14 protein-coding genes are annotated in these 19,369 nt (G+C 66.2%); 7 read left to right on the forward strand and 7 right to left on the reverse strand.

Annotation, left to right across the window (positions count from 1 at the left end; genetic code table 11):
- Window positions 1–24: 24 nt before the first annotated feature.
- Window positions 25–1,011, reverse strand: coding sequence for a tetratricopeptide repeat protein (locus ACP69S_RS07060; protein WP_425995996.1), 987 nt, complete (start codon window positions 1,009–1,011; stop codon window positions 25–27).
- Between the two features lie 135 nt (window positions 1,012–1,146).
- Between ACP69S_RS07060 and ACP69S_RS07065 the strand changes: the two genes are divergently transcribed.
- Both ACP69S_RS07065 and pdeM read left to right on the forward strand, forming a co-directional pair.
- Complete coding sequence (locus tag ACP69S_RS07065) at window positions 1,147–3,675, forward strand: ligase-associated DNA damage response DEXH box helicase (RefSeq protein WP_425995997.1); 2,529 nt, start codon at window positions 1,147–1,149, stop codon at window positions 3,673–3,675.
- Window positions 3,672–4,379 carry a ligase-associated DNA damage response endonuclease PdeM gene (gene pdeM / locus ACP69S_RS07070; protein WP_425995864.1) on the forward strand — a complete coding sequence of 236 codons (708 nt, stop codon included), beginning with the start codon at window positions 3,672–3,674 and terminating at the stop codon, window positions 4,377–4,379. The genes ACP69S_RS07065 and pdeM overlap by 4 nt, the downstream gene beginning before the upstream one ends.
- Window positions 4,380–4,382: 3 nt before the next feature.
- On the opposite strand, the gene ACP69S_RS07075 is transcribed toward pdeM, so the two are convergent.
- Both ACP69S_RS07075 and ACP69S_RS07080 read right to left on the reverse strand, forming a co-directional pair.
- Complete coding sequence (locus tag ACP69S_RS07075) at window positions 4,383–4,844, reverse strand: DUF3429 domain-containing protein (RefSeq protein ID WP_425995865.1); 462 nt, start codon at window positions 4,842–4,844, stop codon at window positions 4,383–4,385.
- 138 nt (window positions 4,845–4,982) lie between these two features.
- Window positions 4,983–7,940 (reverse strand): peptidoglycan-binding protein, encoded by a 2,958-nt coding sequence (locus ACP69S_RS07080; RefSeq protein ID WP_425995866.1) that lies wholly within the window; start codon window positions 7,938–7,940, stop codon window positions 4,983–4,985.
- Between the two features lie 209 nt (window positions 7,941–8,149).
- On the opposite strand from ACP69S_RS07080, the gene ACP69S_RS07085 reads away from it, so the two are divergent.
- Complete coding sequence (locus ACP69S_RS07085) at window positions 8,150–8,365, forward strand: hypothetical protein (protein WP_425995867.1); 216 nt, start codon at window positions 8,150–8,152, stop codon at window positions 8,363–8,365.
- Here the strand turns inward: ACP69S_RS07085 and ACP69S_RS07090 are convergent.
- Window positions 8,362–10,002, reverse strand: a complete 1,641-nt coding sequence (locus tag ACP69S_RS07090; protein WP_425995868.1) for a phosphatidylglycerol lysyltransferase domain-containing protein — start codon at window positions 10,000–10,002, stop codon at window positions 8,362–8,364. The genes ACP69S_RS07085 and ACP69S_RS07090 overlap by 4 nt on opposite strands.
- Window positions 10,003–10,187: 185 nt before the next feature.
- Between ACP69S_RS07090 and ACP69S_RS07095 the strand changes: the two genes are divergently transcribed.
- From ACP69S_RS07095 to ACP69S_RS07110, 4 genes are all read left to right on the forward strand, one after another.
- A complete protein-coding gene (locus ACP69S_RS07095) occupies window positions 10,188–11,393 on the forward strand; it encodes an acyl-CoA dehydrogenase family protein (RefSeq protein WP_425995869.1) in 1,206 nt (401 codons plus the stop codon).
- Window positions 11,394–11,395: 2 nt separating this feature from the next.
- A complete protein-coding gene (locus ACP69S_RS07100) occupies window positions 11,396–12,007 on the forward strand; it encodes a 2-hydroxychromene-2-carboxylate isomerase (protein WP_425995870.1) in 612 nt (203 codons plus the stop codon).
- A gap of 1 nt (window position 12,008) precedes the next feature.
- Entirely contained in the window at window positions 12,009–13,142 is a 1,134-nt protein-coding gene (locus ACP69S_RS07105; protein WP_425995871.1) for an acyl-CoA dehydrogenase family protein, read from the forward strand.
- Window positions 13,143–13,261: 119 nt separating this feature from the next.
- Window positions 13,262–13,939 (forward strand): SH3 domain-containing protein, encoded by a 678-nt coding sequence (locus ACP69S_RS07110; protein WP_425995872.1) that lies wholly within the window; start codon window positions 13,262–13,264, stop codon window positions 13,937–13,939.
- 203 nt (window positions 13,940–14,142) lie between these two features.
- Here the strand turns inward: ACP69S_RS07110 and pyk are convergent, their stop codons facing one another.
- From pyk to ACP69S_RS07125, 3 genes are all read right to left on the reverse strand, one after another.
- Window positions 14,143–15,573, reverse strand: coding sequence for a pyruvate kinase (gene pyk, locus ACP69S_RS07115; RefSeq protein WP_425995873.1), 1,431 nt, complete (start codon window positions 15,571–15,573; stop codon window positions 14,143–14,145).
- A 19-nt stretch (window positions 15,574–15,592) separates the two neighbouring features.
- Window positions 15,593–18,055: a glycoside hydrolase family 3 protein gene (locus ACP69S_RS07120; RefSeq protein ID WP_425995874.1), complete on the reverse strand. Its 2,463-nt coding sequence runs from the start codon at window positions 18,053–18,055 to the stop codon at window positions 15,593–15,595.
- 271 nt (window positions 18,056–18,326) lie between these two features.
- On the reverse strand, window positions 18,327–19,349 hold the full coding sequence (locus ACP69S_RS07125; RefSeq protein ID WP_425995875.1) for a LacI family DNA-binding transcriptional regulator: 1,023 nt from the start codon (window positions 19,347–19,349) through the stop codon (window positions 18,327–18,329).
- Window positions 19,350–19,369 lie beyond the last annotated feature (20 nt).

The following is a 19,369-nucleotide window of genomic DNA, read 5'->3' on the forward strand; positions in this document are numbered from 1 at the left end:
GGCGGAAACAGAATGCGAACAGCGTCACACTATGCGCGGGTCTTCCTCGTCGCCGCGTTCCAGCCGGTCGATGGCCTTCTGGGCGCTCTGACGGACGGCGGGGTCGTCGCTCTCGGCGGCGCGGCGATACATGCTCAGCGCGGTTTCCCGGTCGAATCGGACGCCTTCGCCGGCTTCGCACATCGCGCCCAGTCGGTAATAGGCAGGCAGATAGCCGTGATCAGCCGCAAGTTGATACCAGCGGATCGCCTCGACATAATCGACCGGCACCCCCTCGCCGTTGTGGTGCACCACCGCGACATTGGCCATGGCTATTGCCCAGCCGTTGCGGGCGGCGGCGGTGAACAGCCTCAGCGCCTCAGTGTCGTCCTGGGGCACCCCCTCGCCGTTGGAATAGAGCGCGCCGAGGTCGTTCATGGCGGACGATGAGCCCGCCGTGACAGCCTTGTTTAGCCAGAACACGGCCTTTTGCATGTCCACACGCACGCCGCGCCCGTGATGATAGGCGTTGGCTACCTGGAACATGCCGACCTCGGATCCCGCGTCGGCCGCTTTTCGATACCAGCGCAGAGCCTCGGCGAGGTTTTCCTCTATGCCTCCACCGCCTTCAAAGACGATGCCGACATTGTAGAGGCCGTCCAGATCGCCCAAGGCCGCGGCGCGGCGGTAAAGGTCCAGCGCCTTGCGGCGGTCCTGTGGAACGTGTTTGCCGTCGAAATGAAGGTTGCCCAGCTCGAGCATGGCCTCGGAAATGCCGGCAGCCACGCCCGTCGTGAGCCACAGCTCGGCGGCTTTAACGTCGTGTCGACCGCCGTCTTCGTCGAGATATTCGAAGGCTAGATCGACATAGGCCGCAACGTCCCCCGCCTGGGCGCGCTTCAGCAAGGCCAGGAATGCCGGATCCTGGACCTGTTTTTCTCCTGGTGGAGGTGCGGGCTGACGCGCCTGGGCCGGGATCGCTCCCCCCATCGCGATCAGTCCCAACAGGACCACGAGCGCCTTCGAAATCATGACCACCCCGGACAACTCCAGCGATTGTTGGCGCCGGGCGGCGGGCGTCAAGCGTTGCAGCCTCACAGGCGAGTAGCGCCCGGTCTGGCGCACGCCGACTGGAAACGGAACGGGAACATGCTATATCCACAGGCAATGCATGCGGCCGCCGCCCTACCTCCCCGTTTTCGCAACTGGTTCGCCGCACGCGGCTGGTCGCCGCGTCCTCATCAACTGGAGATGCTGGCCAAGGCGCGCGAGGGTCGCAGCGCCCTGTTGATCGCGCCCACCGGCGGCGGCAAGACTCTGGCAGGCTTCCTGCCCAGCCTGATCGAGCTGTCAGAACGCGCGCCGCGCAACACGCCGGCCGGTATCCACACCCTCTACATCTCGCCGCTCAAGGCCCTCGCGGTCGATGTCGAACGCAACCTGATGACCCCGATCCGCGAGATGGGTCTGAAGGTCATGGCCGAGAGCCGAACCGGCGACACCGGCGAGTCCCGGAAGGCTCGCCAGAAAACCCGGCCGCCGGACATCCTGCTGACCACGCCAGAGCAACTTGCGTTGTTCTGCGCCTGGGAAGGTGCGCGGGAATATTTCGCCGACTTGTCCTGCGTGATCATCGACGAGGCCCACGCGATCTGGCCCTCCAAGCGCGGCGACCTGCTGTCCCTGCACCTGGCGCGGCTGCAGAAGTTCGCGCCGAACTTGCGGCGGGTGGGTCTGTCGGCGACCGTTGACGATCCGGGGCTGGTGCGGCGATGGCTGGGCCCCGGCGGCGAAGACAGCGTCGACCTAGTCCTCGGCTCCGGTGGCGCGCCGCCCCTGGTCGAGGTGCTGGTGTCCGGCGGACGCGTGCCGTGGGCCGGACACACCGCCGAGCACGCGATGGCCGAGGTCTATGAGATCATCAAGGGTTCGAAGACCGCCCTGGTGTTCGTCAACACCCGCTTTCAGGCCGAGTTCGCCTTTCAGAAGCTGTGGGAGCTGAACGACGCGGACCTGCCCATCGCCCTGCATCACGGCAGCCTGTCGGCCGAGCAACGCCGACGGGTCGAGGCCGCCATGGCCAAGGGCGAACTGCGAGCCGTGGTCTGCACCTCGACGCTGGACATGGGCATCGACTGGGGCGACGTAGATCTGGTCATCCAGTTGGCCGCGCCCAAGGGCGCCTCGCGGATGGTCCAGCGCATCGGTCGCGCCAACCACCGCCTGGACGAACCCAGTCGCGCCCTGTTCGTGCCCGCCAGCCGCTTCGAGATGCTAGAATGCCGCGCCGCCGCCGACGCCATCCTGGAAAACCATCTCGACGGCGAGCCCGAGCGGATCGGGACCCTGGACGTGCTGGCCCAGCACATCATGGGCTGCGCCTGCTCCGAACCCTTCGACCTCGTGGCCCTGCACGACGAGATCTGCACCGCCGGACCCTATGCCGACCTGTCGTGGGAAGATTTCGAGACGGTGGTCGATTTCGTCTCGACCGGCGGCTACGCCCTGAAGACCTACGACAAGTTCCGCCGCATCGTGCAGGGAACGGACGGCCTTTGGCGCGCGCGCAACGCCCAGACCGTGCAGCGCCATCGTATGAACGTCGGCACGATCGTCACGGCGGCCACGGTCAATATCCGCGTCGGTGGAGGGCGCAAGCCGTCGCGCCCAAGAGGCGCGCCAACCTTCAGTGGCGCGCAATCAGCCGCAAAACCAGCATCCACTTTTGCTGATGGCGCGCGCGGCGGACGCAAGATCGGCGAGGCCGAGGAAGGCTATTTCGAACAGCTGACGCCCGGCGACACCTTCGTCTTCGCCGGACAGGTCTGGCGGTTCAACGGCATCGTCGGCGCCGACGCCTTCGTCTCGCCAGCCCCCAATGATGACCCCAAGATGCCAAGCTGGGGCGGCTCGAAGTTTCCGCTATCGACCTATCTGGCCAGCCGTGTTCGCACGATGATGCACAACGAGTCCGAGTGGACCGCCCTACCCCCGGATGTGCAGGAATGGTTGGCGTGGCAGAAGGTGCGCTCGGCCCTACCCGAGGAACACGAGATGCTGCTGGAGACCTTCCCGCGCGGGAAGCGCTTCCACATGGTCTGCTATCCCTTTGATGGTCGCATCGCCCACAATACCCTCGCCATGCTGCTGACGCGCCGGCTGGACAGACTGGGTGTCGGGCCTCTCGGCTTTGTCTGCAACGACTATGCCCTGAATATCTGGTCTCTGAAACCGATGGACGACCTGGATCTGGACGAGCTGTTCGACGAGGACATGCTGGGCGACGATCTCGAAGCATGGCTGGAGGAGAGCTTCATGATGAAGCGCACCTTCAAGGCCTGCGCCCTGATCGCCGGCCTGATCGAGCGGCGCTATCCGGGCGAGGAGAAGTCCGGCCGGCAGGTCACCTTTTCGACCGACCTGATCTATGACGTCCTGCGTCGCCACCAGCCAGATCATCTGCTGCTGCGTTGCGCCCGCCAGGACGCGGCCAGCGGCCTGCTGGACGTCGCGCGCCTGGGCGACATGCTGGCCCGCGTGAAGGGCAATGTCCGGCATGTTCGACTGGATCGCGTCTCGCCCTTCGCCGTGCCGCTCATGCTGGAGATCGGTCGCGAGCGCGCGCCCGGCGACGCGGCCGGCGAGATGATCCTGGCCGAGGCCGAGGAAGACCTGATTGCAGAGGCCATGGCTTGACCCGTTTTGAAACCAGCGCCTGCGGTGGGCTGCATATCGAGCTGTTTGGCGCCACCGTGACCTTGCGCGGGTCCGGAGCCATGTGGCTGGAGGTCGAGCGGACCTTGGTGGTCGCTGACCTGCACTTCGAGAAGGGCAGCAGTTACGCCTCCCGCTTTGGCCAGATGCTGCCGCCCTACGACACCCGCGATACGCTCGACCGGCTGGATCGGGAGATCACCGCGCTCGCGCCAGCGCGCCTGATCTTCCTGGGCGACAGCTTTCACGACGGCGCGGGCGAGGCTCGGTTGGCCGACGACGACGCCCAACGTCTGTGTGGACTGGCCCGGGGCCGAGAGCTGGTCTGGGCAGTCGGCAATCACGACCAGGACGGTCCCCGCGTCTTGCCGGGAGAAGTCATCGTCGAGGCGAACATCCTGGGCCTGACCCTGCGCCATGAGCCCGAGGCGGGCGATCAACCCGGGGAAGTCGCCGGCCATTTGCACCCGGCGGCCAAGGTTTCGAGCGGACGCGGCAGTGTGCGGCGGCGCTGCTTCGTGACTGATGGCTCGCGGCTGATCCTGCCGGCTTTCGGGGCCTATGCGGGTGGGCTGAATGTGCTGGATCGGGCCTTTTCCGGCCTGTTCGGCGGTCCCGTTCTGGCGGCCGCGTTGGGAAAACAGAAGGTTCACGCGATCGGGCCACGCTCCCTGCGTCCCGACTGAAGGCTACATGTGAAGGGCCTGCTCGAGCGCGAAGGCCAGGGAGATGGCCGCGCCCGAGGTGAGCACGGTTCGCATCCGGGGTCGCCAGGCCGGACCATCATGATCGGTCACGTCCCAGACCCATTGCAGCAGGAAGACCAACAGGAAGCCCGAGAGTTGCCAGGCCGGCTCAAAGCGAATTTCGCCGAGCAGAAGACCGAAACCCGCCAGCGGGAAAAGCAGGGAAAGGCCGAGAACCACCCAGCGTGGGCTAGGATTTTCGATCTCGAGCCCGGTACGCACGCCGCCGAAATACGACACAATGGCCGTCGAATAGGCAAGTAGCGCGAGCAGCGCTCCGCTACGCGCCGCAGGCGGCCCGTAGCAGAACAGGCCCGAAGCCACGAAGAAGGGTATCAAGGTCGCGAGCCCGAACACCCAAACCGCCGGCGGCGCCGGTACGCGATCCGCCACTGGCTCGCTCATGAATCAACTCCTCCGGAAGGCCGCCCCCGCGACCTCCCTTACCTCGGGCGCGACTATAACCAGACGCGCTCAGAGGTCCACGGACGATATTTGACGAATGGATTCAGCGCGCCCCGCGAACGGCTCGCGGCGCGGCGATCAGCGCGTGTAGACCGAAAGCCGGTTCAGGGTCTCGCCGTCCAGCGCGCCCGAAGATGGCAGGCCCTGATCGCGCTGGTAGGCGGCGATGGCCATGCGCAAGGCGGGCGAAGCCACGCCATCGCGCGGTCCCTGGTAATAGCCCAGCTGTGACAGCACACGCTGGGCGGTGCCAAGTCCCGCTGACGCAGGCGCCGCGGCGGTGTTGGCCGCGACCGAGGCGTTCACGGTCTGGGCGCGGAAAGCGAGCGCCGAACGGTCGGCGGTGCGCTGGGCTTCGGCGGTCAGTTGTGAGCGCAGGGCGGTGGCGCGAGCTTTGGAGGTGCCATCCCCGGCCCGGCCGGCGATCACGTACCACTTGTAGGCCTCGGCCGAGTTCTGGCTGACGCCCCAACCCCCTTCATAGAGCTGGGCCAGGTTAAACTGGCTGTCGACCAGACCCTGGTCGGCGGCCTTGCGGAACCAGCTGGCGGCGGTCGTCGAGTTCTTCGCGCCGCCTTCGCCCTTGAAATAGAACAGGGCAAGATTGTGCATGGCGCGCGGATCGCCTGCGGTGGCGGCCCGTTCGGTCCAGCGGCGGGCCTCAAGGAGATCCTTCTTCACGCCGCCCTCGCCCATCTCGTACATCTTGCCGAGATAGAACTGGGCGCGCGGCAGGCCGAGATTGGCGGCCCTGCGCATGATCTCGACGCCGGAGCGATCCTTCGCCTCGATCTTGCGGACGCCGTCGTCGAACAGCGCCTGGGCGTTCTCCTGCGGCGGCGCGGGCGGCGGCGGGGTGGCGTCGGTGGTGGTCGAGGTCAGCAGTTGCGGCGACAGCGCGACGGCGGCGCGTGGCAGACCGGGCGTGGTGTCGGCTTCCGCCGTGCGAATCTCGACCTCGGACTTGCGGCCAGCGATAGATTGCGCCACGCGGTCAGGAGTCTGGCTGGCGCCGCCGGTGGGAAGCAACAACAGGCCCACGCCGCCGCCCAGGGCGCCGGCGACGCCGAACACGATCAGGGCTGTGGTCCAGGACGAGCCGATCCGGCGCTTGGACTTGGCCTTGGACCCGAAACCCGCGAACAGCGAGGTGCGAGCGGGCTTGTCCCTGGTCTTGTCTTTCTTGTTGTCCTTCTTGGCCTTCACGTCGATTACAGCCGCGGCGCGAGCGGCGGCGCGAGCCTGCTCGATCACTTCGCGGGTCGACAGCGGACGCGACGGATCGGTCGGCTCTGGCGCCGAGAAGGTGCCAAAGTCGGAGGCCGGCGGGAAGCTTTCGACGGCTTCGGAAGGCTGCTGGCCAACAAAACCGTCGGCGGACTCATAGTCTTCGTCATCGAAGCTCGGGGGTTCGGGATCGACCGCCGGGAAGGCGGCGACCTCGAACACGGGCTTTCGGGCGGCCGGGGGCGGAGGCGCGTTGAACACGTCCTCGTCCACTGCGGGCTCGCCACCGAAGGAATAGCTGCTGGTTTCGAACGGCGAGACAGCCGGGGCGCGAAGGACGGAGGCCGCCGCGGCGATAGCCGGCTGGACTGGAGTCTCGGCCAGCTTGCGCTGGGCGTCGCTCAGGCGGGTGTCGATCTTCTCGCGCGCCTCGTCGAGCATCCGCGCAGTGCGCTCTTCGCTTTGGCGGATGCGGTCGATCAGTTCCTGCGACGAGCGCTCGTGGCGCTGGTTCAGACGGTCGGTGACACGGGTAACCTGCTCGCCGACATCGTCGATGGCCAAAGCGTTGCGGCGTTCGGCGTTGCCGATGCGCTCGGCCAGCTTCTCGGTAATGCGGGCGATTTCCGTGCCCAGCTTTTCCAGAGCCTGAGCCTGGACGCTGTCAGCGCGGTTCAGCTTGTGCTCGACGGTCGAGGCGATGCGAGCGACTTCACCGCCCACTTGCTCGATGGCGGCGGCGTTGCGGCTTTCGGCGGCCTGGACGCGACGATTGAAGGCCTCGGCGACGCCGACAACTTCGCGGCCCATGCGCTCGATGGCCTGGGCCGAGCGCTGCTCGGCGACCTGGACGTGCGCGGCCATCTCGCCGAGCTTCTTTTCCATGCGGTCGAAACGGCCATCGGCGCTCTCGCGCAGCTTGGTCGCCATTTCGAGGCGTGCGGCTTCCATGCGCTTGGTCAGGTCGCCGGCCAGTTGGTCGAGGCGTTCCTGCACGCCTGACGTTGGATTGACCCCCTCAACCGCTTGGAGGCGGCCATCCAGAGCGGAGAAGGAGGAGCCTAGGTCGCGCAGGGCGTCAGCCGTGCGAGATTCGGCGGCTTCCAGACGTTGGCCCAGACGCGCGACGACCTCTTCGACGACAGCCGTCGGATCGCTGGCGGCGGCGACCGGTTGGGCGTCCAGGCGAGCTTCCAGAGCTGCGATAGCTTCGCGGGTGCGAGCCTCGCCGTCATAAAGATGCCCGGCGACCTTGCCGAGCGCGCCCTCGAGAGCGCGCATGCCCTCGGCCGAGCGGGGTCCGACCGCCTCGGCTTCCATGCGGCGCAGGCGTTCGGCGGAACGGGCCTGTTCGGTCTTGATCTCGTCGACCGCGCCCTCGAAACGGGCGGCGACGGCGATCTGTTCGCGTTCGGACAGGGCCAGACGGCTGAGCGCGCCGCGCACCGACTGGTCGATGCCATTGATAGCAGCGGCCGAACGGCCCTCGGCGGCTTCGATGCGGTCGGTCAGACGGTCCAGGGCGATCGCTACGCGACCGACTTCGTCAGCGGGATGTTCTGCGATCTCGATGCGGGGCGGCGTGTCGCCTTCCGTCGCGATATGCAAATAGGGTTTGGGCGAACGATCCTGCGCGCCGCTGCCAAAGGCGTCGACAACAGCAGCGGTCTCGCCCTGCCCTTCACCCTCGATAATCATGCGGTTGAGCCACTCGCCCAACGTCATGCCGGAGCGACGCGCGAGGTCCTTTGCGACCTCACGTGCCTTGGGATCAATTCCCTTTACGCTCCATGGCGCTGCGGCCGTCATACGAATCGTTCTCCCCGTACTTGGGGACCAACGCTAGTCATCGATTCCTGGGGTGTAAACGCGACCAAATAGCTAAATCTAGTAGGTTTGCGATTCACAGGTGGAGGAATCGGGACACAGCTTTAACCATGTTTACCTTGGTTAAAAAGCAAGAGGGTTAACGCACGTTAACTGTTTGCAAGGCCGATTGTCGCAGGGCATGGAAGGCCATGGACCTTCCGGTAACCGTCACGACCCTGATCGTTCTGCTCGGCCTCGCAGTGTTCTGCGGATGGCGCGGCGCGCGCCCGGCCAATATCCTCAAGGATCCGCGCATGGTGCCGTGGCGGCCGCTGATGATGGTTTGCGTGGTCGCGATGATGCTGTTTCTGGTCCACCTGCTGAACCTCCTGGGCATGCAAACCGGCAATCAGACGCGCTATTAGGTCGCGGGCCGTTTTGGACGCTTGGTCAGGCCGCTAACGCCGCCTGACGACAGCAGACCGATGTCGGCGAGCAGAAAAGGGATGGTCCACTTGTTCGGCGCGGCAATATAGCGCGGCTGCCAGACGGGGTCGTACTTGTCCTTGTAGCGGCGCACGCCCTGGAAATTGTAGATTTCTTCTCCGCGCTCATAGAGCAGCCGGCCCACGCGCGACATGATCGGAGCCAGCGGACGATCCTGCAGACCCGCCAGCGGCGCCATGCCGAACTCGAACGCCAGATAGCCCTCCTCGCGGCCCCACTGCAAAAGCTCGACGAACAGATAGTCCATGACGTTCTTGGGCGCGTCGTCGGAGTAGCGCATCAGGTCCATAGAGAAGGCGGACTTGTGCGCCGTGGTCCACAGCGTGGCGAAGGCGACGATCTTTCCCTCGGACCTGACCAGCGCCACCGGGAATTCGGCCACGTAGCGTGGATCGAAACCGCCCATGGAAAAACCCTTTTCACCGCCTGCGTGATGGCTGAGCCAGGCGTCGGAGATCGCCTTCAACTCTTCCATCGACGCCTGACCGGCGGGCAAGACCTCGAAGGCTGCCCCGCCCTCGCCGGCCTTGCGCCAGTTGCGGCGCAGGACCTCTCGGCGTCGGCCAACCAATGAAAAGGCGGCCAGCGGCACGGCGGCGCTTTCGCCGGTTTTCTGGATGGCCAGTCCAAGATCGACCGTGTCGGGCAAATCGTCGGGACCCAGGGCGTAGAAGCCGGCTCGCGCCGCGTGGGCGTCGGCCAGTTCTCGGAAGCGCCAGAACAGCTCCATGCGCTCATCGCGTCTTCCGATCGGCGGCCCCAGGGCGATCCACGAACGGCGCCGCACGCCGAACATCAGAAAACTCTCGCCGGAAGCCGAGAACAGGAAGCGCTTGTCACCCAGCAGGGCCAGGTTCGAACCGGGCTCGGCGTCCTGCGCCTTGGCCAGGATCGCCCGGACGCGATCGAACTGCGGATCGGTGTCATCGACCACGGGCGGGGTGGCCGGCGTCGAGATCATGCGCCAGACGCCGATGGCCAGTAGCACGATGGCCGCCGCCACCGACGAGCGGATCGCGCGCGCGGCGTCCTGGTCGCCCATCAGGCGCATCCAGGATTTGTCGGCGTATTCGGTGTGAGTGAAGGTCCACCAGCCGCAGAAGCCGACATAGACGAGAGCGGCTGCAGCAGAGAGAAGCCAGGCTGGCGTAATCTCCATGCGAAAGAGCGCCGCCTTGCGAAAAAAGGCCTCGTGGAACGGTACGATCAGCAGGAAACACGCGGTCAGCGCCGTGGTCTCTTCCCAGTTCAAGCCCTTGAAAAGCGCTAGCACCGCGGCTGCGGCGAGGGTGATGACGGCGGCCCACCACGCCGCGTCGAGACGTGAGCGCAGGCCGAACGCCAACACCAGCAGGACGAGACCCAGGATAGACGAGACGAAGTGGCTGATCTCGATCAGCAGATCCGGCGCGAAGGCCAGCAGCAGCGCGAAACGGGTCGGTTCAGACGGCGTCGCCCCCGAGGCCAGCAGCATCACGCCAGCTGAGACTGCCAGAATCGCTGACAGGGTCGGCGCGATAGCCAGCATCGCAGGTCGTAGTACAGGCGCGGACATCAAGATCCCGGATCGGCGAATCCCCTGCGGGATCCCACGGCGTCGTTCTCTATAGTCCTGAATAGGTGAAGCGGTCGCCCGCCCTCACGATAAACGATTGTTTGAATCGACTTGCCCGCCGCGCGCTGTCGCGTAGTCTGGCAGAAGCGGCGTGGTCCAAAACGCCGAAAATGGGAGAGACGACCATGGCCGACTTCGGTGGAACCGAACTCGACGCCTTCCGCGCCGAAACCCGCGCCTGGCTGGAAGCCAACTATCCGCCGTCGCTGCATGCCCCGATGGGCGAGGACGACGCGCCGTGGGGCGGTCGCAAGATGGTCTGGAAAAATCCCGACGCCAAACTGTGGCTGGACCGCATGGCCGAACGCGGCTGGACCGCGCCGGTGTGGCCCAAGGAATACGGCGGCGGCGGCTTGTCCAAGGCCGAGAACAAGGTGCTGGAGCTGGAACTGCGTCGCATAAAGGCGCGCCCGGCATTGATGAGCTTCGGCGTCTGGATGCTTGGCCCCGTGCTGCTGGAATACGCCACCGAAGAGCAGAAGCAGAAGTTTATCCCCTTGATCGTGCGCGGCGAAACCCGGTGGTGCCAGGGCTATTCCGAGCCAAGCGCGGGCTCCGACCTCGCCGCCCTGCAGACCAAATGTGAAGATAAGGGCGACCACTATCTGATCAACGGCCAGAAGGTCTGGACCAGCTACGCCGACCAGGCCGACTGGATCTTTTGCCTGGTACGCACCGATACGACGAAAAAGCACGAGGGTATCTCGTTCGTGCTGTTCGACATGACGACGCCGGGGGTCGACGCCCGGCCGATCAAGCTGATCAGCGGCTCCTCTCCGTTCTGCGAGACCTTCTTCGACAATGTAAAGGTTCCCAAGGACCAGTTGGTCGGCAAGTTGAACGGCGGCTGGGACATCGCCAAGCGTCTGCTGCAATACGAGCGCCAGAACATCTCGGCCAGCGGGTTCGGCGGCGGCGCCGGGCTGGACCTCGTGGATGTGGCCAAGAAGGAGATCGGCGTCGACGAGACCGGCCGCCTGGCGGATGGCGACCTGCGCGCCCGGATCGCCGCCCATCGGATGGACGCCCACGCCTTCGCCCTGACGGTGCGCCGCGCCGAGCAGGAGTCCAAGACCGGCAACGGTCCCAGCGCCGCCGTCTCGATCATCAAATACGCCGCCGCCAAGATGAACCAGGAGCGCTATGAGCTGATGGTCGAGGCCATGGGCCTGCAGGGCCTGGGCTGGGAAGGCGAAGGCTTCACCAAGGACGAGTTGACCGTGACGCGCGGCATGCTCCGCTCGAAGGGCAATTCCATCGAGGGCGGCACCAGCGAGGTCAATCTCAACGTCGTCGCCAAGCGCGTACTTGGCCTGCTGGACCATCAGTAGTCATGCTGACCTTCTGGTACGAATTCGCCTCGACCTACTCCTACCCGACGGCCATGCGCATCGAGCGACTGGCCGCCGAAGCCGGGGTGGCTGTTGCATGGCGTCCGCTGTTGATCGGACCGCTGTTCCACGAACAGCAGGGCCTGACCGACAGCCCCTTCAACACCTACCCCGTCAAGGGTGCCTACATGTGGCGCGACATGGAGCGGGTCTGCGATCTCGAGAACCTGCCGCTGGTCCGCCCCACGCAGTTTCCCCGCAACGGAATGCTGGCGGCCCGGGTGGCTATCGTCGGTCTGGAAGACGGCTGGACGCCCGCCTTTAGCCAGGCCGTCTATCAGGCCAACTTCGTCGATGATCAGGACATCAGCGACCCCGCCGTCCTCGCCCCGCTGATCGCGGCGGTCGGTGCAGGTCCCGAACATGTGATGGCCGCGGCAACCAGCGACCCCATCAAGGCTCGCTTGAAGGATCATGTCGCCGAGGCCCGTCGTCAGGGCGTGTTTGGCGCGCCAAGTTTCGTCACAGCAGACGGCGAGCTCTTCTGGGGCAACGACCGTCTCGAACAGGCCCTCGACTGGGCCGTCCAACATCAATCGAGGGAGCACGCCTGACATGGCCGTCCTGACCGAAGAACAGACCATGCTGCGCGACGCGGCCAAGGGCTGGACCACCGACAGCGCACCCGTCGGCGCGCTGCGTAAGCTCCGCGACGGCCAGTTGGGCGCGAGCTTCGACCCCGCCGCCTGGGCCGAAATGGGCCAGATGGGTTGGGCTGGCGTGATCGTCCCCGAAGAGCACAACGGCTCGGCCTTTGGCTATCTGGGCCTGGGCCTGGTGCTGGAAGAGACCGGCCGCAATCTGGTGGCCTCTCCCCTGCTCTCCACCGCCCTGATCGCGGCTTCGGCCCTGAACCTGGCTGGCACGGAAGCGCAGAAGTCGGCTTGGCTCGACAAGATCGCCTTGGGCGAGGCCGTGGCGACTCTGGCTATCGACGAGGCCTCGCACCACGCCCCGGCCAGAACCGCGCTTGCCGCTACCAGGAACGGCGACGCCTTCACGCTGACCGGTTCCAAGACCTTTGTCATCGATGGCGAAGCCGCCGATCTGCTGATCGTGGCGGCGCGAACCAGCGGCAAACCGGGTGACACCGACGGCCTGACCCTGTTCCTTGTGCCGGGCGACGCAGCCGACGTTACCCGGACGCACCTGGCCCTGGCGGACTCGCGTGGCGCGGCGCAGATAGTTTTCGCAGATGTCTCGGTCGGCGCCGACGCCGTCCTGGGCGAAGTCGACAAGGGCTGGGCTGTTCTGGAGCCGACGCTCGACCGCGCCTATGCCGGCCTCGCCGCCGAAATGCTGGGGACAGCCAACGCCGCCTTCGAGATCACCCTGGAATATCTGAAGACCCGCACTCAATTCGGCCAGGTCATCGGCACGTTCCAGGGGCTGCAACACCGCGCTGCCAAGCTGTTCACCGACCTGGAGACCACCCGCTCCTGCGTCGAAGCGGCCCTCGAAGCGATCGACGCCGGTGGTGACACCCGCGCCCTGGCTTCGCTGGCCAAGGCCAAGGCCAGCGAGGTGTTGCACCTGGCATCCAACGAGATGGTCCAGATGCACGGCGGCATCGGCATGACCGACGCCCACGACTCCGGCCTTTATATGAAGCGCGCCCGCGTGGCCGAGGCGCTGTTTGGCGGCGCTGCGTTCCATCGCGACCGCTACGCGCGGTTGCAAGGCTTCTGATCCTCTCCGCCCATCCCCCCTGAACGGGGGATGGGCGGCCCCGGGCTCCCCACATACCGTCGTTCTGTATCGGCCAGCGCGACGCGTTCCGCGCTCGTGGCCAAACCGGGGAGCTACCAATGAACACCACCACCACGCGGATCATCGCGGGCCTTGCGGTTGCCAGTTCTGTCGTTCTGTCGGGCGTCGCGAGCGCCCAAACGCTGCAACTCAGCTATCCGACCGACGGGACCATGACCTGCGAGCAGATCAACGCCGAGATCGCTCGCATGGACCAGCTGACGAGCGCTTCCAATAGCGCCATCGCCAGTGCAGACGGCACGGCGAAGGCGGCCAATCTCGGGGCCACCGTCGCGGTTGAAGCCGCCCTTCGCTCGGGCGCGCTAGGGCGGATGCCGGGCTTGGGCCGGTTCGCCAGCATGGCCGCCGCTCAAGCCCAGTCCTCGGCCGCCGCCAGGGCCGAGCGTGAAAACCAGAACATCCAGCTTGCCCAGCAGCGTCGCGCCATCATGGGCGGTCTCTATCAGGGGCGCAGCTGCAACACGCTGGCGGCGACGCCGGTGTCCATGACCATGACCACCACCACGACAGCAGCGCCGGCCGCGCCCACGTCGCTCTCCGCCAGTCAGGACGTTTCCCTGCGCGCCTCGGCGGCGCCGACTGCCGCCGTCGTTGGCGCGGTCAAGAGCGGCGGGGCCCTCTATCCCACCGGCAACCGCAACGGCGTCTGGATGGAAGTCGACGACGAGAACGGCGAGCGGGGCTGGATGTCGTCCGCCTTCGCCAAGCCGCGCTGAGGGTTTGCCCCGGCCAGTTACGCACGGGCCGGGGCAAGCGTGCATGGGACCAGGCCGGGTCACCCCCGGACTCGACCCGACCTGGAGCGTCGGAACCGCCATCCGCGCTGCTGGCTCTTCCTTGCGATCTCACGGTCGCGAGGAAGACCCCCATGTGGCGCCGTACGGCGCGGCTACGAGCGGTTACTACCAGCGCCTTTCGGCTAGCGTTTGCGGATCGGCATCGGCGCGTGGGCCAGACGCAGCAGGTTGGCCGCGCCCGGCGCGCCAAACGGCGTGCCCGCCACGATCAACAGGCGCTCGCCTGGCGCCACCAAACCCAGTTCCAGCGCGCGGCTGGCGGCGTCGGTGGTGACGACCTCAAGACTGTCGGGCTGGGCGCTGACGCGGGGCTCGATGCCCCAGACCAGTGTCATACGGCGTACCGCGTTGATCTCGGGCGACAGGGCCAGCACCGGTTGCAGAGGCCGCTCGCGCGCCAGACGGCGTGCTGTGGCGCCGGTGGTGGTGAAGGCCACCAGGCACTTGGTCGATCCGGCCTTGGCGGCGCCCGCAGCGGCGACCACCAGCACGTCGGCGTCGTCGTCCTGATGGGGTTGTTCAGCCTGCATCAGCTCGGGCCAGCGCGGATCGCGCTCAACCCGCTCGATAATGCGGTTCATCATCGAAACAGACTCTTCGGGATAGTCGCCAGCAGCAGATTCCGCCGACAGCATGACTGCATCGGCGCCCTCATAGACGGCGTTGGCGACATCGGACGCCTCGGCCCGGGTGGGGGTCGGCGAGCTGGTCATGGATTCGAGCATCTGGGTCGCGACGATCACCGGGATGCCGCGTTCCCGCGCGGCGCGCAGGATGATCTTCTGGGCGACCGGCACTTCTTCGGGGGCCATCTCGACGCCCAAGTCGCCACGCGCGACCATGACGCCATCACAGAGATCCATGATCGCGCCGAGGCATTCAAGCGCCTGGGGCTTCTCGATCTTGGCCAGCACGGCGGCGCGGCCTTCGACGATGCGGCGCAGTTCGGCCATGTCCTCGGGAGCCTGCACGAAGGACAGGGCGATCCAGTCGACGCCCAGGCGCAAGGCAAAGGCCAGGTCCTCGCGGTCCTTCGGCGTCAAGGGTGACATCGGGATCACCACGTCAGGCACCGCCACGCCCTTGCGCTCCGACAGCTTGCCGCCGTTGACGACCTTGGTGTCGGCGTAGCCCGGGCCGGCGTCGGTGACCGTCATGCGCAGCTTGCCGTCGTCCAGCAGCAGGGTGGCGCCGGGGCGCATGGCCGTCAGGATTTCCGGGTGAGGCAGGTGTACGCGGGTCTCGTCGCCCGGCGTCGGATCGGAGTCGAACCGGAACGCCTGGCCAGCCTGAAGTTGCACCGGCCCATTGGCGAACTTGCCGACCCGCAGCTTGGGGCCTTGTAGGTCGGCGAGGATACCCAGCGGTCGGCCAACAATCGGCTCGGCCGCGCGGATCGCCGCATAGACGGCCGCGTGGGTCTCGTGGGCGCCGTGGCTGAAGTTCAGGCGGAAGACGTCAGCCCCGGCCTTGGCCAGGGTAATGATCATCTCCGGCGAACTGCTGGCCGGGCCGACAGTGGCGACAATGCGGGAACGACGCGCGCGGATCATGCGCCCGCTCCTTGTGTGACTAGGGGCAGACGGCGTCGCCCTCGTTGGAGGCGAGCCGGATTTCGGTGAAAGCCAGAGCGAACCGCCCCGTCGTCGACAAGGCGAAGGGGGACGAAACATGCTCCATGTCCGCGCCCTTGGCCTTGAAACAGGAAAGTTTGATCTTGGCAGTACGCCATTCGCCGATTTTCGCGCTTGAGAAAGTTGACGTTACGTCTAGCTCCGCGCCGCAGGATTCGCCACAGCCGATCGCGAGGGTAACCGGTTTCTGTGGGGCGGCGTCGACCCGGTAGCGGATCATCACCGCCATATCGCCGGTGGTCTGGCGCGACAGGTCGACCGGTTGGCCGATGACGTTCAACGATCCGACGCCCTCCCCGCTCCATTCGGCCAGGCGCGCATTTTCCTGAGCTCCGGCATCGATAGGCTTCACCGACAGCGCGCCGCCAACGTTCAAAGTCCAGGGCGGCGGTGCGCGACCGGCGACGAAATAGCGATCGACATTAATCGCAGCCGAAACCACGCCCGGATCTTCCGACAGCTTCTCGACCTTGCCGGGCTTGGCGTAGCTCAAGCCGTAGCCATAGGCGAACTGCGGGTCATAGCCGGCGTCGCCACGATTGAGCGGAACCTGATTGGCGCGCTTGGGCCAGGAGAACGACAGTTTTCCCTTGAAGTCGTTACGCGGCTTGCCGGCCTTGTCGCCGACCAGCACGTCGGCCACCCCTGCGCCTTCGCTGCCCGGTAGCCAAGCGGCGACGAAGGCGTCGGCGGCGTTGATCTCCGGATTGGTCCACAGCGGGCGGCCGCTCAGAAACACGGCGACCACGGGGATGCCTTGGGCTTTCAACTTCCGGATCAGCGCCAGGTCGGTCTTGTCGCCCGGCTGGTATTCGAGATTGGTCAGGTCGCCCTGGAACTCGGCATAGGGGTTCTCGCCGAACACCACCACCGCGACATCGGGCTTGTCCTTGAACGCGCCGTCCTTGCCCAGTTCGGCCTGACCGCCGCCGGCCTTCACAGCCTGCGCGATGCCGGCATAGATCGACTGGCCGTGCGGGAAGTCGCTGTTCTTGTTGCCCGTGCCCTGCCAGGTCAGGGTCCAGCCGCCGGCCTGTTTGCCGATGTCGTCGGCGCCGTCGCCGGTCACCAGCACCTTGGCCGAGCTCTTGACCGGCAACACGCCCTGGTTCTTCAGCAGCACCAGGGACTTGCGGACAGCCTCCCGCGCCACGGCGCGATGCTTGGGCGCGCCCAGCAGCTCGAACTTGCCTTCCAGCGGACGCTTGCCCTCGAACAGGCCGGCCTTGACCTTGACCCGCAGGACGCGGCGCACAGCGTCGTCCAGCCGCGCCATCGGGATCGTGCCGTTCTTGACCTGGGCCAGGGTGTTGTCGAACAGACCCTTCCAGCTGTCGGGCGCCATGACCATGTCCATGCCCGCGATATAGGCTTGCGGGCAGTTGGTGTTGGTGCAGCCCTCGACTTGGCCGTGGGCGTTCCAGTCGCCGACGACGAAGCCTTCGAAGCCCATCTTGCCCTTCAGAACGTCGGTCTGCAGGCTCTTGTTGCCGGTGAGCTTCACGCCGTTCCAGCTGGAGAACGAGACCATCACCGTCAGGATGCCCGCGTCGATGGCGGGCGGGTAACCTTGGGCATGCAGGCGGATCAGGTCCTGCTCGGAGATCAGGGCGTCGCCCTGATCCTTGCCGCCCTCGGTGCCGCCGTCGGCCAGAAAGTGCTTGGCCGAACCGACCACGCGGTTGGTCGCCAGCGGCTTCCCGACTTTAAGTTTGCCCTGCAGGCCCAGGGTCATGGGGCCCGCATAGGTGCGAACGACTTCCGGATCCTCGGCATAGCCCTCATAGGCCCGGCCCCAGCGCTCGTCGCGTGGCACGGCCACGGTGGGCCCGAAGGTCCAGTCAGCGCCGGTCGCAGCGACTTCGGCGGCGGTGACCTCGCCGATCCTGCGGATCAGGTCCGGGTCGCGCGCAGCCCCCAAACCTACATTGTGCGGAAACACCGTCGCCCCGACGATGTTGTTGTGACCGTGCACAGCGTCGATGCCGAAGATGATCGGGATCGCGTTGTGGCCTTCGCGTTTCTCAAGCGCCACGGCGCGATAGGCCTTGATCCAGTCGACCCACTTCGTCGGCGCCGCGCGGTCGTCGCCGCCTGGCGCGGTGTTGCCGCCGGCCTCGACCGAACCGAGCGGATACTTGCGTAGCTCATCCGGGGTGATCGAGGCGCCGTCGGCCTGGATGGTTTGCCCGACCTTCTCCTCGATGCTCATGCGCGACATCAAGTCGGTGATGAACGCCTCGGTCTTGGTGTCGGTGATCGCCTTGGGGCTGGCGGCCTTTGGCCAGAGTTCGGGATGTGCGACCGCCGACGGCGTCTGGGCGAACACCGCGCCGCCGAGACTTCCGGCCAGCAGAAGAGCGAGAACCGAAGCGTGGGCATAACGGCGATAAGCGGACATGAAACTTCCCGTGGTGTGCGGAGCCGGCCCTATCGAGCCGGCAGACAGAAAAGGCTCGACGCAGCGCGCAGGTGCGCCGCGTCGAGAAGCACGCGCCTAGGCGTCCCCGACAGGAGACGCCGACCAGCGACGAGCGCGGTCCGGCGAAAAGAGCGACGAGATCAAGGTCTCCTCCAGACGTCGCTTGAGAGCGACGTTCTTGCTTGAACGCATGACAACGTAACCAGACAGCGCTGTCAACAATGAACTTCTACTCCGTCGAAGGGTCGCCTCAGCTCGCCGCAGGTCCTGTGGATTCGCGGACCACCAGTTCGAAATCCAGCAGCTTAGAGGGCGGAAGCTCCCCTTCCTCCCAGGACACACCGTTCAGCAGCATGTCGGCCGCCGCCCCCGCCATCGCCGCGATAGGCTGGCGAACCGTGGTAAGTTGTGGCCAGACGACCTTGGCGCCCGGCGTGTCGTCGAAGCCGGCCACGGACAGGGTTTCAGGGACGTTGAGGCGAAGGCGGTTGGCGACGGCCATGACGCCCAGCGCCATGTCGTCATTGCTGGCGAAGACCGCAGTAGGCCGGTCGTCGCTGGTCAGCAGACGCTCGGCGGCCTCGAAGCCGGAGCGGAACGAGAACCAGCCCTGCTCTACCCGCTCCGGACGCACGGCCAGACCGCTGTCGGTCATGGCGGCCATGAAGCCCTCGTGACGCAGATGCGAGGCGCCGTGATCGGGGTGACCGATGATGAAGCCGATATCGCGGTGGCCCAAGTCGATCAGGTGCTTGGTCATCTCATACGCGGCCAAGCGGTCGTCCATGCCGACCCGGGCTGAGCGATCCAGTTCGCTGCCAGGCGAGATGCGGACATAGGGCACCTCTTCCCGCTCCAGCGCCGCCAGCACCACGGGGTGGTCGCAAACCGGCGCGGTCAGGATGACGCCATCCATGCGCAGGGTCGCCAGCATGGGCGCGACCTGTTCCTCGACATTGTCGGCGGTGGAGTCGAGAGGCTCGACGATGAGGTGATAGCCCTCCTCCCGACACCGCGCGATGGCGCCCAGCTGGACATCGGTGATGTAGCCGGGGCTGGGGTTGTCGAAGAAGACGCCGATCAGATAGGCCTTCGAGCCCGCCAGGCTGCGGGCCGAGATGTTGGGGCGGTATTTTAGCGCGGCCACCGCCGCCTGCACCCGATCACGGGTGTCGGCCTTGACGTTGGGCTCGCGGTTGAGGACGCGCGAGACAGTCTTGATCGAGACGCCCGATTGCCGGGCGACGTCATGGATCGTGATCTTCGAGCTCAATTCCGCCCCTCGCGCTTAGA

It is taken from the genome of Caulobacter sp. DWR1-3-2b1 (assembly GCF_049895765.1).
Classification (GTDB): Bacteria; Pseudomonadota; Alphaproteobacteria; order Caulobacterales; family Caulobacteraceae; genus Caulobacter.